The organism is Achromobacter sp., assembly GCF_049647645.1.
Lineage (GTDB): Bacteria > Pseudomonadota > Gammaproteobacteria > Burkholderiales > Burkholderiaceae_B > Achromobacter.
In genome coordinates this window covers 59,358-76,306 of sequence record NZ_JBARYB010000219.1, presented here as the reverse complement: position 1 = coordinate 76,306, position 16,949 = coordinate 59,358, and the positions used below count along the sequence as shown (strand labels likewise).

Here is a 16,949-nt window from a genome sequence, read left to right as displayed (position 1 = left end):
CCGCGCGCGGGTAAACGGAATCAGAGAGAGGTCGCCGCGCGGGCCGCCTGGTCGTACAGGCCGGACAGCGCGCGCAACGTGTGCGCCAGTTGGCGGCTGTAGTCCAGCCCGCCCCCGCCCGGCGCGTCCAGGCCGGCGGTCAGGCATTGCTCGCGGATCTCGGCGTAGCGCTTGAGGATGGCTGCGCCTTCCGGGGTCACGCTGTAGAACACTTCCTTGCTGCTGCGCTCGCCCTTGACCACGCCCAGGCGCTCCAGCTTCTTGAGCGCATAGCTGACGATGTGCGTGTCCTCGACGTTCAGCGTGAAGCAGATGTCGGCCAGCTTCTTGGGCCGCTCGCGGTGATAGACGTGATGGAAGACCATCACGTCGGTGGGCGTCAGGTCGGGCAGTCCAGCCGCCGCCATGCAGCGCACGGTCCAGCGGTCAAAGGCGTGGCTGGCGATCATCAGGCCGAACTCGACCTCGGAGAGGTCGGGCGCGCTGCCGCCAGCCAGATGGGCCGACGATGCAATCAAAGCAGGTGTCATGGGAGACGCAAGCCGAGTTTATATGTGCGAAATACTAATAATTTATCTACATTTCATCAATAAAAAATATTCAAAGGCGTCAAATAATCCCTTTTTCAAGGGAATACCCCTAGCAATGCGGTGAGAAAGCGGCTACGGCGCCGACCAGCCCATGGGCAGATTGGCCCGGATCAGCCAACCGGCAATGGAAATCCGCGGCGCGATATCCGGCATGGGGTCGCCCGGGCCGAACCAGCGCGCGTCGGCAATCTCGTCTTCCTGGACGCGAATGTCGCCGGACACGTAGTCCGCCGTGAACGCCACCATGAGCGAATGCGGGAACGGCCAGGACTGGCTGCCGAAGTACTGCAGGTTGCCGACCTTCAGGCCGACTTCTTCTAGAACCTCGCGATGGATGGTCTGCTCAACGCTTTCGCCGGGTTCGACGAAGCCGGCCAGCGCCGTATAGCGCGAGGTAGCCGTCGTGGTGTGGCGCGCCAGCAGGATGCTGTCGCCCTTGCGGATCAGCACCATCATGGCCGGCGAGATGCGCGGATAGGCCGAGAAGCCGCAGGACGGGCAGCGCAGGCAGAACTCGGTGGGCACGCGCTCCGCCGGCGTGCCGCAGACGCCACAGAACCTATGCGTGCGCGCCCATTCGGCGATCTGGTAGGCGCGGCCAGCCAACGCCATGCGCTCGTCGTCCAGCACGCCGAAGAGCGAGCGCAGCTTCCTGAAGGCATAGCCTTGCGGCGGCTCCATGCCGGGATCGACGTGCACCGTACGGTATGGCGAACCGGGCAGCGCCCAGATCGGCTGCAAGGCCGCGGCTGCCACCCCTATCTGAACGCACAAGGCGGTGTCCGGCAGTACGGCGGACGTTTCTTCAACCAGCAACTCATCATGACGGAATACGAAGTTCACACACGCCTCGGCACCATGCTTTCAATAGCGCAATGTTAGAAGAAAAACGGCTGCCGCAATGCGTTTGCGCAAGGCTTGGGCAAAGATTGAACCCTCAATCATCCATAGCGCGCACGCCTGTTAGGAATAACCCGTAAAGACGTGATTTCGGGCGCGCGGCCACCGCATAGCAACATAGAATGGCACGGCTTTTCAGCTGCGCGTCATCGGCGCAGCGCACTCTTTCGCAATGCCTTTCGGGCACAACCCGGCTTCACCATTCGCAAAGAAGGACCCACCCATGCACAAGAAAATCTCCCTGCTCGCCGGCAGCATCGTCCTGGCGTTCAGCGCAGGCGCACAGGCGCAAACGAAATGGGATCTGCCCACGGCCTATCCGGCCAGCAACTTCCATGTCGAAAACCTGACCACCTTCGTCAAGGACGTGGACACGTTGTCCGGAGGCAAGCTGAAGATCACGCTGCACAACAACGCCTCGCTGTACAAAGCGCCCGAAATCAAGCGCGCGGTGCAAGGCAACCAGGCTCAGATCGGCGAGATCCTGCTGACCAACTTCGCGAACGAAGACCCGATCTACGAACTGGACGGCCTGCCCTTCCTGGCCACCGGCTACGAAGCGTCGTTCAAGCTCTATCAGGCGCAAAAGCCCTTCCTCGAAAAGAAGCTCAACGCGCACGGCATGACCCTGTTGTATGCGGTGGCTTGGCCGCCCCAAGGCATCTTCGCCAACAAGGACATCAAGCAGATTTCGGACATGAAGGGTCTGAAATGGCGCGCCTACAGCCCGGTGACGGCCAAGATCGCCGAACTGGTCGGCGCGCAGCCCGTCACGGTGCAACAGGCTGAACTGGCCCAGGCCCTGGCCACCGGCGTGATCGATTCCTACATGTCCTCGGCATCCACGGGCTACGACACCAAGACTTACGAGTACATCAAGAAGTTCTACGACACGCAGGCCTGGCTGCCGAAGAACGCCATCATCGTCAACAAGAAGGCGTTCGATGCGCTCGATCCCGCCACGCAAGACGCCCTGAAGAAGGCCGGCGCGCAAGCCGAGGAACGCGGCTGGAAGCTGTCGCAGGAAAAGAACAAGTGGTACCAGGAAGAGCTGGCCAAGAACGGCATGGAAACCATCAAGCCCACGGTCGAGCTGAAGGAAGGCCTGTCCGTGATCGGCAAACGCATGCTGGAAGACTGGCTGAAGAAGGCCGGCGCCGACGGCCAGGCCATGATCGACGCCTACAAGAAGCAGTGATACCTCCATGCGCCGCTTTCTAGATGGTCTTTACGGCGCGGCCGGCCTGATGGCCGGCCTGTGCACGATCGGCGTACTGGTGTCGGTGCTGGCCGCGATCATCGCGCGCCAGCTCAGCATGAACATACCCGGCACGGACGCCTATGCCGGGTATTTCATGGCCGCCGCCGGCTTTCTCGCGCTGGCCAGCACGTTCAAACACGGCGAACACATCCGCGTGACGCTGCTGCTCAATTCGCTCAAGCCCGCCGCCAGCCGCAGGCTGGATATCTTCGCCCTGGCGGTCGGCTGCCTGCTGGCAGCCTCGTTCGCCTTCTTCAGTGTCAAGCTGACCTACGACTCCTGGCAGTTCAACGACATCTCCACGTCCAACGACGCCACGCCGCTCTGGATTCCCCAACTCAGCATGGCCGTGGGCACAGTGCTGTTCCTGGTCGCCTTGATCGACGAGCTGATCCGACGCTCTCGCGGCCTGGCCGCCGCCTCTTCGCAGCAAACCCATGAATGAACTTCTCGTCATAACCCTATTGGTCGTCTCGATCTTCGCGCTGCTGGGCTGCGGGGTCTGGGTCGGCCTGACCCTGGCAGGGACCGCATGGATCGGCATGGAGATCTTCTCCAGCCGGCCGGCGGGCGATGCAATGGCCGTCACCATCTGGGGCGCGTCCTCCAGCTGGACGCTGACCGCCCTGCCCCTTTTCCTGTGGATGGGGGAGATCCTGTTCCGCACGCGCCTGTCGGAGGACCTGTTCAAGGGGCTCGCCCCCTGGCTTAATCGCCTGCCGGGCCGGCTGTTGCATACCAACGTGATCGGCTGCGCCATCTTCGCGGCGGTCTCGGGCTCGTCTGCGGCAACCTGCGCCACGGTCGGCAAGATGACCATCCCCGAACTGACGCGCCGCGGCTATCCCGAAGACAAGATCCTGGGCACGCTGTCCGGGGCCGGTACGCTGGGCCTGCTGATTCCGCCTTCCATCATCATGATCGTGTATGGCGTGGCAGCGGATGTGTCCATCGCCAAGCTGTTCATCGCCGGCATCCTGCCGGGCATCCTGCTGGCCCTGCTGTTCATGGGCTACATCGCCTGGTGGGCGATCCGCAATCCCGGCCAGGTGCCGGCGGCCGACCCGGGCCTGTCGCTGATGCAGAAGCTGTCGCGTTCGCGGCATCTGATCCCGGTGATGCTGCTGATCGGCGCGGTGCTGGGCTCCATCTACACCGGCATTGCCACCGCCACGGAAGCGGCGGCGGTCGGCGTGGTGGGCGCCCTGTTCCTCTCGGCGCTGCAGGGTTCGCTCAACCGCTCCACCTTCATGCAGTCGCTGCTGGGCGCAACCCGGCTGTACTGCATGATTGCGCTGATCTTGGCAGGCGCGCAGTTCCTGACGTTGGCGATGGGCTATATCGGCCTGCCGCGCGCGCTGGCCGAATGGATCGGCGGCCTGGGCCTGTCCCAGTTTGGGCTGATCCTGGCCTTGATGGTGTTCTTCATCGTCTTGGGCTGCTTCCTGGACGGCATTTCCATCGTCGTGCTGACCATGGGCGTGCTGTTACCCACGGTGCAGGCCGCCGGGATCGACCTGATCTGGTTCGGCATCTTCATCGTATTCGTTGTGGAAATGGCACAAATCACGCCGCCAGTGGGGTTCAACCTGTTCGTGCTGTCCGGCATGAGCGGCAAGGAATTGCCCTACATCGCGCGCGCTTCACTGCCGATGTTCTTCCTGATGATCCTGGCCGTGCTGCTGCTCTATGCCGTGCCTGGCATAGCCACGTGGCTGCCGCTGCACATGACGCTATAGAACGGCGCCATCGTGAAAACCCCGTTCTCGGAACGGGGTTTTTTTTTGCCATCGCCAACGCGCTCTACCCGCGCCCCCTGTTTTGCTCTCCTGTAAACCAGGGAAAACTCCAAAAAACTACAGGTGTTGTTCGCGGCCCAACTTTTCTAGAATTCCCAGGCGCTGCTACGTTGCAACATTACGGCGTATATGTGCATATGCGGCCATCGCCCGGACCCGCGCTTACCCGAAGCGTCGGTGCGACGGCCCAGCGCCTGACGATCCGCCAGGCGCATCCAGCCGGGCCAAAAGCCCGGCGCCACTAAAAAATAGCGCTACCCAGGAGGAGCCCCGCATGAAACGCATTACCCTATCCCTCGCCCTCGCAGGCCTGGGCTTGGCCGCCGGCACGGCCCAAGCCGAAACCAGCGTCACCCTCTACGGCATCGCCGACGTCAGCATCCGCTACCTGAGCACCAGCGCGGGCAGCGTCGGCGCGGACGGCAGCCGCGTGTCGATGGAGAACGGCGCCATTTCCAACAGCCGCTGGGGCCTGCGCGGCTCCGAAGATCTGGGCAACGGCAACCGCGCCTTCTTCCGCCTGGAAAACGGCTTCAACATGCAGAACGGCCGCGGCTCGGATCCCGCCAAGACCTTCAGCCGCCTGGCCTATATCGGCCTAGACGGCGGCAGCATCGGCGCGCTGACCCTGGGTCTGCAGAACACCCCTATGTTCGACCTGCTGGCCGACTACTTCGACCCGCTGACCGTCGGCAACTACGACCAAAACGCCTGGCTGCCCGCCGCCATGTCGCGCGTGCGCACCAACAACATGACCAAGTACTCCAACACCATTGGAGACCTGGCGTTCGTGCTGTCCTGGGCCAACGGCGACGACTACAAGGACCACAAGGCCGGCCAGCAGTACGGCGCCAGCCTGCGCTACACCGTGGGCAACCTGGGCCTGGGCGCGGGCTATCAGCAGACCTACGAAGGCACGGATTCCGACCTGCGCCAGCGCGTGTGGAACCTGAACGCTTCCTATCAGTTCGAAGGCGCCAAGGTATTTGCCGGCTACTTCAACGGCCGCGACGAAACCGGCTGGGTCAACGCTGTAATGGGTGGCGCCCAGGCCGCCGGCCTGGACCGCAAGGACAACGGCTACTTCGCCGGCGTCACCTGGCAGGCCACGCCGCGCTGGGCCATCACCGGCGCCGCCTACTACGACCAAAGCAAGAACGTGGTCGAAGACGGCGACAAGGGCAAGCGCTACGCGCTGGTCGCCGTGGCCGAGTACTCGCTGTCCAAGCGCTCGCAGGTGTACGGCACGGTGGACTGGAACAAGGTCAGCGACGCCGCCAGCGGCGAAATTACCGGCAAGAGCAACCAGCTCGGCGCCGCAGTGGGCTTCCGCCACATCTTCTGATGACTGTGCGCGCCGGACGCCTTGCGCGTCCGGCGCGGCTTCGTCACATCCCCGGATCTACATCCCCAGATAGGCCTTGCGTACCTCGTCCGAGGCTGCGAGCTCTGCCGCTTCGCCCGACAAGGCCACCCTCCCGCTTTGCATCACATAGGCGCGTGCCGCGACTTCCAACGCCTGCGCCATGTTCTGCTCCACCAGCAAGACCGACAGGCCATCATCGCGGTTCAGGGCCGCCAGCGCGTCGAATACCTGTTCCACCAGCAAAGGCGACAGGCCCAGGCTGGGTTCGTCGATCAGGAGCAGGCGCGGCCCGCTCATCAGCGCCCGGCCGATGGCCAGCATCTGGCGCTCGCCGCCGGACATGGTGCCCGCCAACTGCGCGCGGCGCTCCTTCAAGCGCGGGAACAAGGCATACACGCGCTCCAGGCGTTCGCCGTACACGCGCTCGTCCCGCACCGTGTAGGCTCCCAGGCGCAGGTTCTGCTCCACCGGCTGGCGCGCGAACACGCGGGCGCCTTCGGGAATCATGGAGATCCCCTGGGTCACCAGCCTGTCCGGCGGCGTGCCGGTAATGTCCCGCCCTTCGAACACGACCCGTCCGCCCTTGGGTTTGACCGCCCCCACAATGGCCATCAGGGTGCTGGACTTGCCCGCGCCGTTGGCGCCCAGCAAGGCCGCGATCTCGCCCGGTCTGACTTCCAGCGACACGCCGCGCACCGCCTGCACGCCGCCATAGGCCACGCTCAGGTCCTCGACTTTCAGCATCGCATCAGGCACGGTGCTTTCTCCCCAGATAGGCTTCGATCACGGCCGGGTTGCGCACGATCTCCTGCGGCGCGCCCTCGGCGATCATCTGGCCGAAGTTCAGCACCAGCACCCGTTGCGCCAGCCGCATGACCACCTCCAGCACATGCTCCACGATGATGAGCGTGACGCCCGACGCGTGGATGCCGCGCAGGATCTCGGCCAGCGCGATGGCCTCGGCCGGATTCAGGCCGCCCGCCACTTCGTCCAGCAGCAGCATGCGCGGCTCGGTCGCCAGCGCGCGCGCCAGCTCGACCCGCTTCTGTCCGGCCACGTTCAGTTCTGCCGCCCGCACGTCGGCACGTTCGGCCAGCCCGACCAGTTCCAGCACGCGGGCGGATTCGCGGCGCGCGTCCTGCAGGCGCGGATGGCGCAGCAGCGCGCCGACCATGGCGTTCTCCAGCACCGTCATCTGCCCGAAGCTGCGTGGGATCTGATAGGTGCGCACCAGGCCCATGGCCGCCACCTGCTCGGGACGACGCCCTATCATGGACTGGCCGTCGAAGGTCACCGAGCCGGAGGTGGGCTCGTGATGCCCCACCAGTCCGTTGAACAAGGTGCTCTTGCCCGCGCCGTTGGGACCGATGATGGCGACGATCTCGCCCGCCTCGACCGACAGCGAGATGTCCTTGTTCGCGACCAGCCCGCCGAATTGCTTGGTCAGGTTCTTAACGTCCAGCAGAGCCACGGCGCCTCCTCAATGTGACCAGCCCACCCGGCAGGAACATGGTGACCAGCAATATGGCCAGGCCGAAGACCAGCAGGTCCAGGCCCATGCCCGAACTGCCCCACAGCACGCGCGTGCCCTCGGACAGCGGCAACAGCACCGCCGCGCCCAGCCACGGGCCGATCAGCGTGCCGACGCCGCCCAGGATGGTCACCAGCACGACCTGCACCGACATCGTCAGGTTGAACATGGATTCCGGGTCGATGAAGCCCACGTACATGGCGAAGAAGCCGCCCCAGACGCCGGTCATGCCCGCCGACATCACGAAGGCCAGCATCTTGTAGCGGTCCGCGGGCACGCCCAGGCTGCGCGACGCCGCTTCGTCGCCATTGATGGCGCGCCAGTAGAAGCCGGTCTTGGAGTGCACCAGGAAGAACGTGGCGCAGAAGGTCAGGAACGCCAGGCCCACCGCGATCCAGTAGTACGGCACCTTGCTGCGGAACAGCAGCATCCAGGCGGCGTCGCCGATGGGCGCCTCCAGACCGACCGCACCGCCCGCCCACTCCCAATTGATCATCAGCAGCAGCCCGATCTGCAGCAGCGCGATGGTGGCCATCGCGAAGTAGTGGCCAGACAGCCGCAGCGTGGGCCCGCCCACCAGCCAGGCCAGCGCGGCGCTGATCACGCCGCCCAGCGGTATGCCCAGGAGCGGCGTGAGCTTCAGATGGTGCAGCAGCAGCAAAGTGGTATAGCCCCCTACCCCCACGAACACGCTATGGCCAAAGGAGATCCGGCCCAGAAAGCCGCCGACGAGATTCCAGCACGCGCCCAGCGCGCCGAACATGATCGCCAGCAACAGCACTTGCAGAGTGAAGGAGTCCTTCACCACCACCGGCACCAGGGCCATCAGAATGGCGGCCACGGCCGCCGCCGCCACAGGCCACTTCGGCACGCCGGCCGAGGCGGCGTCGAGTTTGTTTGTCTTGTTCATCTCACCACCGCCCGAACAGGCCGCGCGGCCGATACCAGAGAACCAGGATGAACAGGATGAACACGCTCACCGTCTTGAGCGCCGGCGCGACGAAGTAGCCCGTCATGGCCTCGATGATCCCGATCAGAATCCCCGCGATGAAGGCGCCCGGCAGCGAACCGAAGCCGCCCATGCACACCGCCACGAAAGCCAGCAGGCCGAACACCGTGCCCACCGAGGGAAACACATAGAAGAAGGTGGTCAGCAAGGCGCCAGCCAGACCAACCGCCGCGCTGCCCAGCATCCAGACCTGGGCATTGACCCGGTCCGGCGAAATGCCTACCAGGGCAGCCACCTGCCGGTCTTCCGCCACCGCCTGCAAGGCATGGCCCCAGCGCGTGCGGTACACCAGGATGAACAGCGCGACCACCACCACCAGCGCGATCAGGCCCGTCACCACCTGCGGCCGGCCCAGCGAAATGCCGGCAACCGTGACGCTGCCAGACACCAGAGTGTCGGGCAGGCTGCGGTAATCGGGGCTGAAGGCGATGAAGGCTATCTGGCGCAACACCAGTCCCAGGCCGAAGGTGGCCAGGATGACTGCCATCGCCGGCCCCTTCTGCAGGCGGCGGATGATGAGCGCGTAGGTCAGGAAACCGACGAAGGCGAGCACGATGGCCACCAGCGGCGCAGACAGCGTGGGATCGATGTGGCCCAGCGTATAGAGCCAATAGGCGGCATACATGCCCAGCATCAGGAACTCGCCATGGGCGAAGTTGATGACGTCGGTAATGCCCCAGATCAGCGCCAGCCCCACCGCCACCGCGGCATAGATCAGGCCGTTGAACAGGCCTGCCGAGAGAGCTTCGAACATGGATTGCTCCTGCGGCGAGCCCCGCGGCCCGCCGCGTCAGACTGCGACTACTTCCAGGCGAACGGCAGCGTGGGCAGGTTCTTGTCCGTGCGGTATTTCTCCGGCCACACCGTCTGGTAGGACGAACCCTTGAGTTCCAGGATCAGGCCCGAGCCCTTGGTGTTCTGGCCCTTGGCGTCGAATTGCACCCCAGCCCAGGGCATCGCGACTTGCGCTTCGCCCAGGTCGGTGGCGGCCAGCGCCTTGCGGATCGCCTCGGGATCGGTCGAGCCGGCCCGGTTGATCGCGTCGGCCAGCACCAGCACGCCCTGCATAGAACGGGCGTTATTGCCGTTGAGATCCTTGCCGGTCTTGGCCTTGTACATGTCGTTGATCTTCTTCAGCCCGGCCTTGGATGCCGCAACGTCGTTGCCCCAGACGTCGCGCGTCAGCACGCCCTGGACCTGCGGCCCCACTTCCTGCACGAAGCGCGAATCGATGAAGCCGGCGTCATTGGCCAGCAGCACCGGCGGCGCATACTTGCTTTCCCGCATGGTGCGCACGAACAGCATGGCGTCCGAGGTGTAGCTGGCGAAGATCGCCACATCGGGCTTGGCAGCGGCCAGCTTCTGCACTTCTGCCGTCACCGAGGCCGAGCCCGCGCTGTAGGCAATGTTGGCGACCAGCTCGCGCTTGTACTGCTTGGCGAACTTTTCGACGGCCTTGTAGGTGTTCACGCCGAAGTCGGTGTTCTCGTACACCACGGCGATCTTGGCAGTCGGCACCGCCTTCACGCCGTCCAGGAATTGCATCATGTTCTCGACGAAGGTGTCGTCGTTGGGCGAGGTGCGGAAGAACCACTTGTAGCCGCGCTCGGTCAGGTCCGGGCTGCTGGATTCGCCGTTCACATAGGGAATGCCGCGCTGCTCGGCGATGCGGCTGGCGGTCTTGGTCACGGCCGACTGGTAGGCGCCGGTCAGGGCCACGACCTTTTCCTGGTCGATCAGGCGCTGGGCGTCGGCCAGGCCCACTTCGGGCTTGCCCTGGGAATCGCCGAACACCACTTCGATCTTGGCGCCTTTCAGCGCCGGCAAGCCGCTGCCCGCGGCCAGCGGTATGCCTTCCAGTTCGGGGTGCGGATTGTTGATGATGTCGACCGCCAGCTCGATGGCCGCCTTGATTTCCGACCCGGTGGACGCCAAGGCGCCCGACAAGGGGTAGATCGCGCCGATGCGCACGGCCTGCTGGGCCTGCGCGGGCACGGCGCTCATCAGCGCCAGACTCGCGGCGACACCCGCGATGAGCTTCATCTTCATAACTGGACTCCTGGATTGAACCGGCTAAGTGTGAAAGCAATGCATGTACGCGGGTCGGGGCATGCCCTTGGAAATGACCCCGTTCGCGGCGGCAGGAGACCCTCCGGCAAGCCGGAAGGCCCCAGATTCAGTGCGGTTGTCGCCATTTCCCCTTGTCCTTTGATGGATCGTTTTGGTGGCACAACGGGTACTGCAGCAAAAGTACGGCGTGTAACCGCTCCCTGTTTCCGTGCTATCAGGAAAGCGGCACTGGGACGGTCAGAACACCGCCATCCGGCTGTTGATGAGGTCCGTGACCAGCATGTGGCCCGGCGCGTGGGTAATGCAGAACTCCGGCCTGACAGCGGCGACCACGGACTGCGGCGTCACGCCGCAGGCCCAGAACACCGGCATTTCGCCTTCGCGTATTTCCACCGGATCACCATAGTCCGGGCGGTTGATGTCGGCAATCCCGATCAACGCGGGGTCGCCGATATGCACCGGCGCGCCGTGGACCGAGGGAAAACGCGAGGTGACCTGGATGGCGCGGATGGCATCGGCAGCCTTCAGGGGACGCATGGACACGACCAGCGGGCCGCCGAACACGCCCGCGGCATGGGTCGGGACATTGGTGCGGTACATCGGCACGTTGCAGCCCTGCTCGATGTGGCGCACGGGCAGGCCGTTGTCCAGCATCGCTTCCTCGAAGGAGAACGAACAGCCGATCAGGAACGACACCAGATCGTCACGCCAAAGATCCCGCACGTCGGTAGGCTCGGCCACAAGTTCGCCGTTCTGCCAGACGCGGTAGCGCGGGATATCGCTGCGGATATCGATGTCCTGACCCAGTTCCGGCAAGGCGGGATCGCCCGGTTCGGACATGGCCAGCAAGGGACAGGGTTTGGGATTGCGCTGGCAGAAATGCAGGAAGTCGGCGGCAAGCGCGCGCGGCAGGATCGCGAGGTTGGCCTGCACATGACCCGGCGCCAGGTTCGCGGTGGGGCCGGTGAGCTTGCCGCTGCGCGCATCCAGGCGCGCCTGGCGGGCCAATTCCACGCTGGCGCGTGCCCCGGGGTTCGTATGCATGTCCATCCCTTCAATGACAATTTCAGTATGGGGACATTGCACAGGAACCGCGGACCAGCGTCCAATCACAAGTTGCGATAGACCCCGATCAATATTCCTTATCAGGGTTATGCCGGATGGCGCAGCGCTTCTTCACGCGCAATCTGCTGCGCCGCCTCGGCCACCGCACGCGGGATCTGGCTGTCCGGCCCCTGCATCCAGCAGGCGGTGTAGTGCAGCGGCGGCAAGGCCGGCGCCTTGACGTCCAGGATGCGCAACTCGCCCTGCGCCAGCTCCTTGTGCAGGATCACGGGCGCGATGACGGCGGTGCCGATGCCGTCCTGCGCCATCCGCACGATGACGCTGAGCGCCGAACTACCGTACATGCGCGGCGCCTCCACCCCGGCCTGCTGCAACAGCTGGCGCACGGCGCGGTGCGGATCGGTGGTGGACGGATAAGTGATGACGGGCCATTCAGCCAGGCGCTTCAAGGGGATCGGCTGACGCCCCACCTTGAGCTTGGGACTCGCCACCCAGGACAAGGGGTAGTTGCAGAGATAGAGGTTCTCGATGCGGGGTTCTTCCATCGGCCCCAGCAGGAAGGCCAGGTCGATCTGGCGCGAAGCGAGCTGCGTCTTCAGCACCGTAGTCGTATCCACCTGGATCTCGACCATCAAGGCCGGATAGACGTCGTGCAGATACTCCATCAGGGTCGGCAGCCAGGTATGGACGATGGTTTCCGACACCCCCAGCCGGAGCATGCCGGTCATGACGCTCTTGGCCCTTGCGGCCTCCTGCATATCGCGCCGCATCTGCAGCATGCGCTCGGCGTGCGACAGCAACTCGCGCCCCTTGCCCGTCAGCTTGATGCCGCGCGTGTCGCGGTCGAACAGGCGCACCCCCAGATCGGATTCCAGCGACGCGATGCGCTGGGAAATGGCGGGCTGGGTGGCGTTGAGCTTCTCGGCCGCCGCCCGGAACCCGCCCAGGGTGGCGACCCAGAAGAACGTCTCGATATTGCGTAGATCGATCATGGCGGCGGCGTCCGGCGATGCAGCCGCCATCTTAGCGCCCGGGACGGACCGGCGGCTGCCGTCCGCCCCGGCTGCACATCACTGGCCGGCGTACAGCGCTTCCACCGCCAAGCCGATGCTCAGGATGCGGCGGTCCGCGCCATTGCTGCCCGCGATCATCAATCCCACCGGCGCCGTGCCGGACGCGTGGCAAGGCAGCGACAGCGCGCAGCCATCCAGGAAATTGATCAGTGTCGGATTGCGCAGGATCAGGCCATTGGCCGCGTAATAGGCTTCGTCCGAGGCCTGCAGGTCGGCGACCGCCGGCGCCACGATGGGCGTGGTCGGCATGATCAGGGCGTCGTAGCCGGCGATGCGATGGTCCACCGCCGCGACCCAGGCCTCGCGCGCGTCCAGCAGGTCCAGGTAGTCGGCCGCGCTCATGTCCTTGCCGCGCATGATGCGCGACACCACACGCGGGTCGTAGCGCTTGCCGGCGCGCGCGATCAGGTCGCGGTGCCAGGCCCAGGCCTCGGCAGCAGTAAAGCCGCCCTTGGCGTTGATGGCCCCCAGTTCCGCGAATTCCGGAATCGCAATCTCGTCGACCAGGGCGCCGGCGGCCTTCAGATGGGCAACCGCGGCCGCGAAGCTGTCAGCAACATGCTTTTCCATGGCGTCCAGCGCCAAGGTGGTCGGGATGGCCAGGCGCAGACCGCGCAACACCGCCGCTTCCGGCACCGGGCCGCCGTCACCGGACAGGATGGCGTCCAGCTCGGCGCAGCAGCGCACGCTGGCCGCGATCGGGCCGATGGAATCCAGGTTGGCCGACAGCGGCAGCACGCCTTCCATCGAAACGCGCCAGGCGCTGGGCTTGAATCCCGTCAGGCCGCAAAGCGCGGCGGGGATGCGCACCGAACCGCCAGTGTCCGAACCAATGGCCGCGACCGCCATGCCGTCGGCGACGGACACGGCGGCGCCGGAGGACGAGCCGCCGGGAATGCGGCCGGTGGCGCGGTCGTAGGGGTTCAGGGGCGTGCCATAGTGCGGGTTGATGCCCAGGCCGGAATAGGCGAATTCGGTCATGTTGGTGCGGCCGATGATGACCGCGCCTGCCGCCACCAGGCGGCGCACGACTTCGGCGTCGGCATCGGCGGCGGGCTCGCCTTCGCGTGCCACGGAACCTGCCATCGTGGTCTCGCCTTCGATGTCAAACAGGTCCTTGATGCTGATGGGCAAGCCCTCGATGGCCGAGCGGACGATGCCGGCCGCGCGCAGCGTGTCGGAAGCCTGCGCCTGGGCCAGCGCCGTTTCCGCGTACAGGCGCGTGAAGGCGCGTGCACCCTCGCCCGCATCATCCTGGGCGCGGGCCAGCGCCGCCTGCGTCAGTTCCACGGAGCTGCTGCGGCCCTCTTGCAGGGCCAGGGTCAGATCATTCAGAGTCGAAACCATAGTCATCCTAGTGCCGCCTTGCGGCATGAGTGCAAACGGGCGCGCCCGCGGGCGCGCCTGGCGATAGGCGCCGGAGGCCGGAATCAGGCCACCACGGGCAGCGTCTCGACATGATAGCGGTGACGCAGGCTGCGCTGGCGCCGCGGATCGTGCAGTTCCATGGCGAAGTCGGCCGAGGCGCGGATGCCGCCGATCGCGCCCACGGTGCCGCAGGTCATGCCCGCGCCGGCCGGCAGCACGGCCGAGCCGCCGGTGTAGCCGGCAACCAGGTCCTGCGGCGTGCGCAGCGACGCCAGCGGGCCTTCCTGATACAGCACTTCGACGCCGTTCTCGACGATGTACGAGCGGATGATGAGCTCGTCCCAGTAGTCCGCCACGTCGGCCAGGCGCCAGGCGCTGGTGGCCACGGGCTTGACGCAGACCTGCTTGGACATCGCCACGCTGTAGGTTTCCAGCTTGCGGTCGGTGTGGTCGGAAGCGATGCTGACGTACATCTCGCCATCCACCGCGAACACAAAGGTCTCGACTTCGCCCGAGGAATCCTCGCCCAGCGCCTGGACGGTTTCCTTCTGGGTCAGCTGGTTGTCGGCGATGCGGTAGTACAGCGGCACGCTGCTGGGACGCGGCACGCCGATGGCGGCCAGCTCTTCGATGTGGTGCTCGATCGCGGCCATGTCGCGTCCGGCCCAGCCGGCGACGATCAGGGTGTCGAACTCGACTTCCACCTGGCGGGGTTGCGAGTCTTCGATCTGGAATACGGCTTTCATATCTGTCCTGCGGAAATAAGGAGGTGAAGAGCGCGGCGGTCGGCCGCGCCCGGAATGTTTAGGGAATGAAGGTCAGCCGAACACGCGCGGCAGCCACAGCGCCACGTCCGGCCAGAACGCCAGCAGCGCCAGCATCACGAACATGGCCGCCACGAACGGCAGGCTGCCGACGATGACCGCGCTCATGGAGCCGCTCTTGCGCAGGCTCTGGACCACGAACAGGTTCAAACCGACGGGCGGCGTGATCAGGGCGGCTTCGACCAGGATGATGATGACGATGCCCAGCCAGATGGGATCGAAGCCCAGGCCGATCATGATGGGCGCCACGATGGGAATGGTCGTGATCATCATGGACAGCGTTTCCATGAAGCAGCCCAGCACCAGGTAGAAGACCACCACGATCAGCAGCATCCATCCAGGCGACAGGCCCAGCCCCGTGATCGACTTCGTCAACGCGTCGGTCAGGCCGGTAGCGGACATGACGAAGTTCAGGAAGCTGGCCGCCACCACGATCAGCATGATCATGGCCGTGGACCGCATGGTGCCTTCCATGACCTCGCGCAGCATCGACCACGACAGGCGGCGGAACCAGGCCGCCAGGATGAAGGCGCCCAGCACGCCCAGCGCGGCCGCCTCGGTGGGCGTGGCCAGGCCGGCGTAGATCGAACCGACCACCAGAAAGAAGATTCCCATGGGCGGCGCCAGATGCACCAGGCTGGCGATGCGCTGGCCCCAGGTCGCCTGGATCTTCTTGCCGCCCCAGGACGGCTTGGCGACGCAGGCGATGACCACCGTCAGCATGAACAGCGCGGCCATCGCGAAACCCGGGATGATGCCGGCCAGGTACAGCTTGGGCACGGACGAGTTCGTCAGCACGCCGTAGATGACCAGATTGATCGACGGAGGGATCAGGATGCCCAGCGTGCCGCCGGCGGCCAGGCTGCCCAGGAACAGCGGCTCGTTGTAGCCGTACTTGCGGATCTGCGGAATGGCCACCGTGCCCACGGTCGCGGCGGTCGCCACGCTGGAGCCGGAGGTGGCCGAGAACAGCGTCGACGCGCCGATGTTGGCGTGCATCAGCCCGCCCGGCAGCCACGACAGCCACAGACTCATCGCACCATACATGCGTTCGGCGAACCCGGCGCGCAGCAGCACCTCGCCCAGCATGATGAACAGCGGAATCGCCACCAACAGGAACTCGTTGTTGGTGCTCCACGAGACCTCGCCGATCGCGCGCGTCAGCGGCAGCATGGAGAACAGCGGGTCCAGGATCAGGCCCAGCACGCCCAGCGCCGCGCCCACGGGGATGGACAGGCCGATCAGCACCAGAAGCAGTATCAATGCAGTGGAAATCATGCGGCCTCTCCTTTCACCATGCGCTCGCCGGCGGCGGCTTCCTCGTCGGCTTCTTCCTGCGCCGAACGCACGCCGCAAATGCTCTTGACCAGTTCGATGTCGCCCGTAACCAGCGCGGCGGAAGCGCGCGCCAGCATCAACGCGACCGTAATGCACATCCAACCCAGGCCGAGCAGCCACAGGCCCTGCGGAATCCACAAGGGCGTGGCCAACGGCGTGTTCGCCGCGGATTTCTGCGCCCAGGAAGTCTGCACGACCTCGGACGCGTAATAAGTCAGGTAGACCATGAAGACCGCCAGGGCCACCATGGAGATCCAGTCCAGCACGGCGGCGACGCGCACCGGCATGTACTGGTAGACCACGTCCACGCGCACGTTGGCGCGTTGCAGCGTGGCGAACGCCAGCGCCCAGGAGGTGCTGATGGCAAAGGCGTAGCTCGACAGCTCGTCGGCGCCACCGGTGGTGAAGCCCAGGAATTTGCGGGCCAGCACGTCGAAGGAAATCAGCAGCACGCTGGCCACCGTCAAGCCACCGCCGGCCCACACGGCCATCCGGGAGAAGCTCTCGGCGCGCCGCAACAGCCCGCCCAGCAGGCGAAAGTGTTCAGTTTGAGTCATGAGTAAAACCTCTGCAGGGTCGGGCACGCATCGCCCTCCCAGCTATGTAACGAACGATCCCAGAGGGATGCCACGGAACCGGCAGTGCCGATCTGTAGCAACTCCGATCGAGCTGCCACGGAATCAGCTTTACCGATCTGCGGCGCCCCCAATTGAGATGCCACGGAATCAGCTCTGCCAATCTGTAGCGACTCCCCC

At 65.2% G+C, this 16,949-nt stretch carries 17 protein-coding genes; 4 read left to right on the top strand and 13 right to left on the bottom strand.

What is annotated here, in order from left to right; all coding sequences use genetic code 11:
• Positions 1-20: 20 nt before the first annotated feature.
• Both WBB14_RS25780 and nudC read right to left on the bottom strand, forming a co-directional pair.
• Positions 21-530 carry a winged helix DNA-binding protein gene (locus WBB14_RS25780; protein WP_424242286.1) on the bottom strand — a complete coding sequence of 170 codons (510 nt, stop codon included), beginning with the start codon at positions 528-530 and terminating at the stop codon, positions 21-23.
• Between the two features lie 132 nt (positions 531-662).
• The gene (gene nudC, locus WBB14_RS25775) at positions 663-1,433 is read right to left on the bottom strand and encodes an NAD(+) diphosphatase (RefSeq protein ID WP_424242285.1); all 771 of its coding nucleotides are present in this window, start codon (positions 1,431-1,433) and stop codon (positions 663-665) included.
• A gap of 280 nt (positions 1,434-1,713) precedes the next feature.
• Here nudC and WBB14_RS25770 point away from each other — a divergent pair, with 280 nt between their 5' ends.
• From WBB14_RS25770 to WBB14_RS25755, 4 genes are all read left to right on the top strand, one after another.
• A complete protein-coding gene (locus WBB14_RS25770) occupies positions 1,714-2,688 on the top strand; it encodes a TRAP transporter substrate-binding protein (RefSeq protein ID WP_424242284.1) in 975 nt (324 codons plus the stop codon).
• Positions 2,689-2,695: 7 nt separating this feature from the next.
• On the top strand, positions 2,696-3,196 hold the full coding sequence (locus WBB14_RS25765; RefSeq protein WP_424242283.1) for a TRAP transporter small permease: 501 nt from the start codon (positions 2,696-2,698) through the stop codon (positions 3,194-3,196).
• On the top strand, positions 3,189-4,490 hold the full coding sequence (locus WBB14_RS25760; RefSeq protein ID WP_424242282.1) for a TRAP transporter large permease: 1,302 nt from the start codon (positions 3,189-3,191) through the stop codon (positions 4,488-4,490). Before WBB14_RS25765 ends, WBB14_RS25760 begins: the two co-directional genes overlap by 8 nt.
• A gap of 334 nt (positions 4,491-4,824) precedes the next feature.
• A complete protein-coding gene (locus WBB14_RS25755; RefSeq protein ID WP_424242281.1) occupies positions 4,825-5,895 on the top strand; it encodes a porin in 1,071 nt (356 codons plus the stop codon).
• 57 nt (positions 5,896-5,952) lie between these two features.
• On the opposite strand, the gene WBB14_RS25750 is transcribed toward WBB14_RS25755, so the two are convergent.
• The 11 genes from WBB14_RS25750 to WBB14_RS25700 all read right to left on the bottom strand — a co-directional run bounded on the left by WBB14_RS25750 (position 5,953) and on the right by WBB14_RS25700 (position 16,751).
• Entirely contained in the window at positions 5,953-6,660 is a 708-nt protein-coding gene (locus tag WBB14_RS25750; RefSeq protein WP_424242348.1) for an ABC transporter ATP-binding protein, read from the bottom strand.
• A gap of 4 nt (positions 6,661-6,664) precedes the next feature.
• Positions 6,665-7,387, bottom strand: a complete 723-nt coding sequence (locus tag WBB14_RS25745) for an ABC transporter ATP-binding protein (RefSeq protein ID WP_013394013.1) — start codon at positions 7,385-7,387, stop codon at positions 6,665-6,667.
• Positions 7,368-8,357, bottom strand: coding sequence for a branched-chain amino acid ABC transporter permease (locus WBB14_RS25740; RefSeq protein WP_424242280.1), 990 nt, complete (start codon positions 8,355-8,357; stop codon positions 7,368-7,370). The genes WBB14_RS25745 and WBB14_RS25740 overlap by 20 nt, the downstream gene beginning before the upstream one ends.
• Before the next feature lies 1 nt (position 8,358).
• On the bottom strand, positions 8,359-9,210 hold the full coding sequence (locus WBB14_RS25735) for a branched-chain amino acid ABC transporter permease (RefSeq protein ID WP_119451601.1): 852 nt from the start codon (positions 9,208-9,210) through the stop codon (positions 8,359-8,361).
• A 47-nt stretch (positions 9,211-9,257) separates the two neighbouring features.
• Entirely contained in the window at positions 9,258-10,505 is a 1,248-nt protein-coding gene (locus tag WBB14_RS25730; protein WP_424242279.1) for an ABC transporter substrate-binding protein, read from the bottom strand.
• Positions 10,506-10,763: 258 nt separating this feature from the next.
• Complete coding sequence (locus WBB14_RS25725; protein WP_424242278.1) at positions 10,764-11,570, bottom strand: putative hydro-lyase; 807 nt, start codon at positions 11,568-11,570, stop codon at positions 10,764-10,766.
• A 107-nt stretch (positions 11,571-11,677) separates the two neighbouring features.
• Positions 11,678-12,583 (bottom strand): LysR family transcriptional regulator, encoded by a 906-nt coding sequence (locus WBB14_RS25720; protein ID WP_424242347.1) that lies wholly within the window; start codon positions 12,581-12,583, stop codon positions 11,678-11,680.
• A 78-nt stretch (positions 12,584-12,661) separates the two neighbouring features.
• On the bottom strand, positions 12,662-14,011 hold the full coding sequence (locus WBB14_RS25715; protein WP_424242277.1) for an amidase: 1,350 nt from the start codon (positions 14,009-14,011) through the stop codon (positions 12,662-12,664).
• 83 nt (positions 14,012-14,094) lie between these two features.
• On the bottom strand, positions 14,095-14,778 hold the full coding sequence (locus WBB14_RS25710) for a DUF2848 domain-containing protein (RefSeq protein WP_424242276.1): 684 nt from the start codon (positions 14,776-14,778) through the stop codon (positions 14,095-14,097).
• A gap of 72 nt (positions 14,779-14,850) precedes the next feature.
• Positions 14,851-16,134, bottom strand: coding sequence for a TRAP transporter large permease (locus tag WBB14_RS25705; RefSeq protein WP_424242275.1), 1,284 nt, complete (start codon positions 16,132-16,134; stop codon positions 14,851-14,853).
• On the bottom strand, positions 16,131-16,751 hold the full coding sequence (locus WBB14_RS25700) for a TRAP transporter small permease subunit (protein WP_424242274.1): 621 nt from the start codon (positions 16,749-16,751) through the stop codon (positions 16,131-16,133). Before WBB14_RS25700 ends, WBB14_RS25705 begins: the two co-directional genes overlap by 4 nt.
• Positions 16,752-16,949 lie beyond the last annotated feature (198 nt).

Coding starts and splice junctions, on each gene's coding strand:
- WBB14_RS25735 (WP_119451601.1), bottom strand. CDS start 9,210: ATGTTCGAAGCTCTCTCGGCAGGCCTGTTCAACGGCCTGATCTATGCC.
- WBB14_RS25730 (WP_424242279.1), bottom strand. CDS start 10,505: ATGAAGATGAAGCTCATCGCGGGTGTCGCCGCGAGTCTGGCGCTGATG.
- WBB14_RS25765 (WP_424242283.1), top strand. CDS start 2,696: ATGCGCCGCTTTCTAGATGGTCTTTACGGCGCGGCCGGCCTGATGGCC.
- WBB14_RS25760 (WP_424242282.1), top strand. CDS start 3,189: ATGAATGAACTTCTCGTCATAACCCTATTGGTCGTCTCGATCTTCGCG.
- WBB14_RS25780 (WP_424242286.1), bottom strand. CDS start 530: ATGACACCTGCTTTGATTGCATCGTCGGCCCATCTGGCTGGCGGCAGC.
- WBB14_RS25705 (WP_424242275.1), bottom strand. CDS start 16,134: ATGATTTCCACTGCATTGATACTGCTTCTGGTGCTGATCGGCCTGTCC.
- WBB14_RS25770 (WP_424242284.1), top strand. CDS start 1,714: ATGCACAAGAAAATCTCCCTGCTCGCCGGCAGCATCGTCCTGGCGTTC.
- WBB14_RS25740 (WP_424242280.1), bottom strand. CDS start 8,357: ATGAACAAGACAAACAAACTCGACGCCGCCTCGGCCGGCGTGCCGAAG.
- WBB14_RS25720 (WP_424242347.1), bottom strand. CDS start 12,583: ATGATCGATCTACGCAATATCGAGACGTTCTTCTGGGTCGCCACCCTG.
- WBB14_RS25750 (WP_424242348.1), bottom strand. CDS start 6,660: ATGCTGAAAGTCGAGGACCTGAGCGTGGCCTATGGCGGCGTGCAGGCG.
- WBB14_RS25715 (WP_424242277.1), bottom strand. CDS start 14,011: ATGGTTTCGACTCTGAATGATCTGACCCTGGCCCTGCAAGAGGGCCGC.
- WBB14_RS25755 (WP_424242281.1), top strand. CDS start 4,825: ATGAAACGCATTACCCTATCCCTCGCCCTCGCAGGCCTGGGCTTGGCC.
- WBB14_RS25725 (WP_424242278.1), bottom strand. CDS start 11,570: ATGCATACGAACCCCGGGGCACGCGCCAGCGTGGAATTGGCCCGCCAG.
- WBB14_RS25700 (WP_424242274.1), bottom strand. CDS start 16,751: ATGACTCAAACTGAACACTTTCGCCTGCTGGGCGGGCTGTTGCGGCGC.
- WBB14_RS25710 (WP_424242276.1), bottom strand. CDS start 14,778: ATGAAAGCCGTATTCCAGATCGAAGACTCGCAACCCCGCCAGGTGGAA.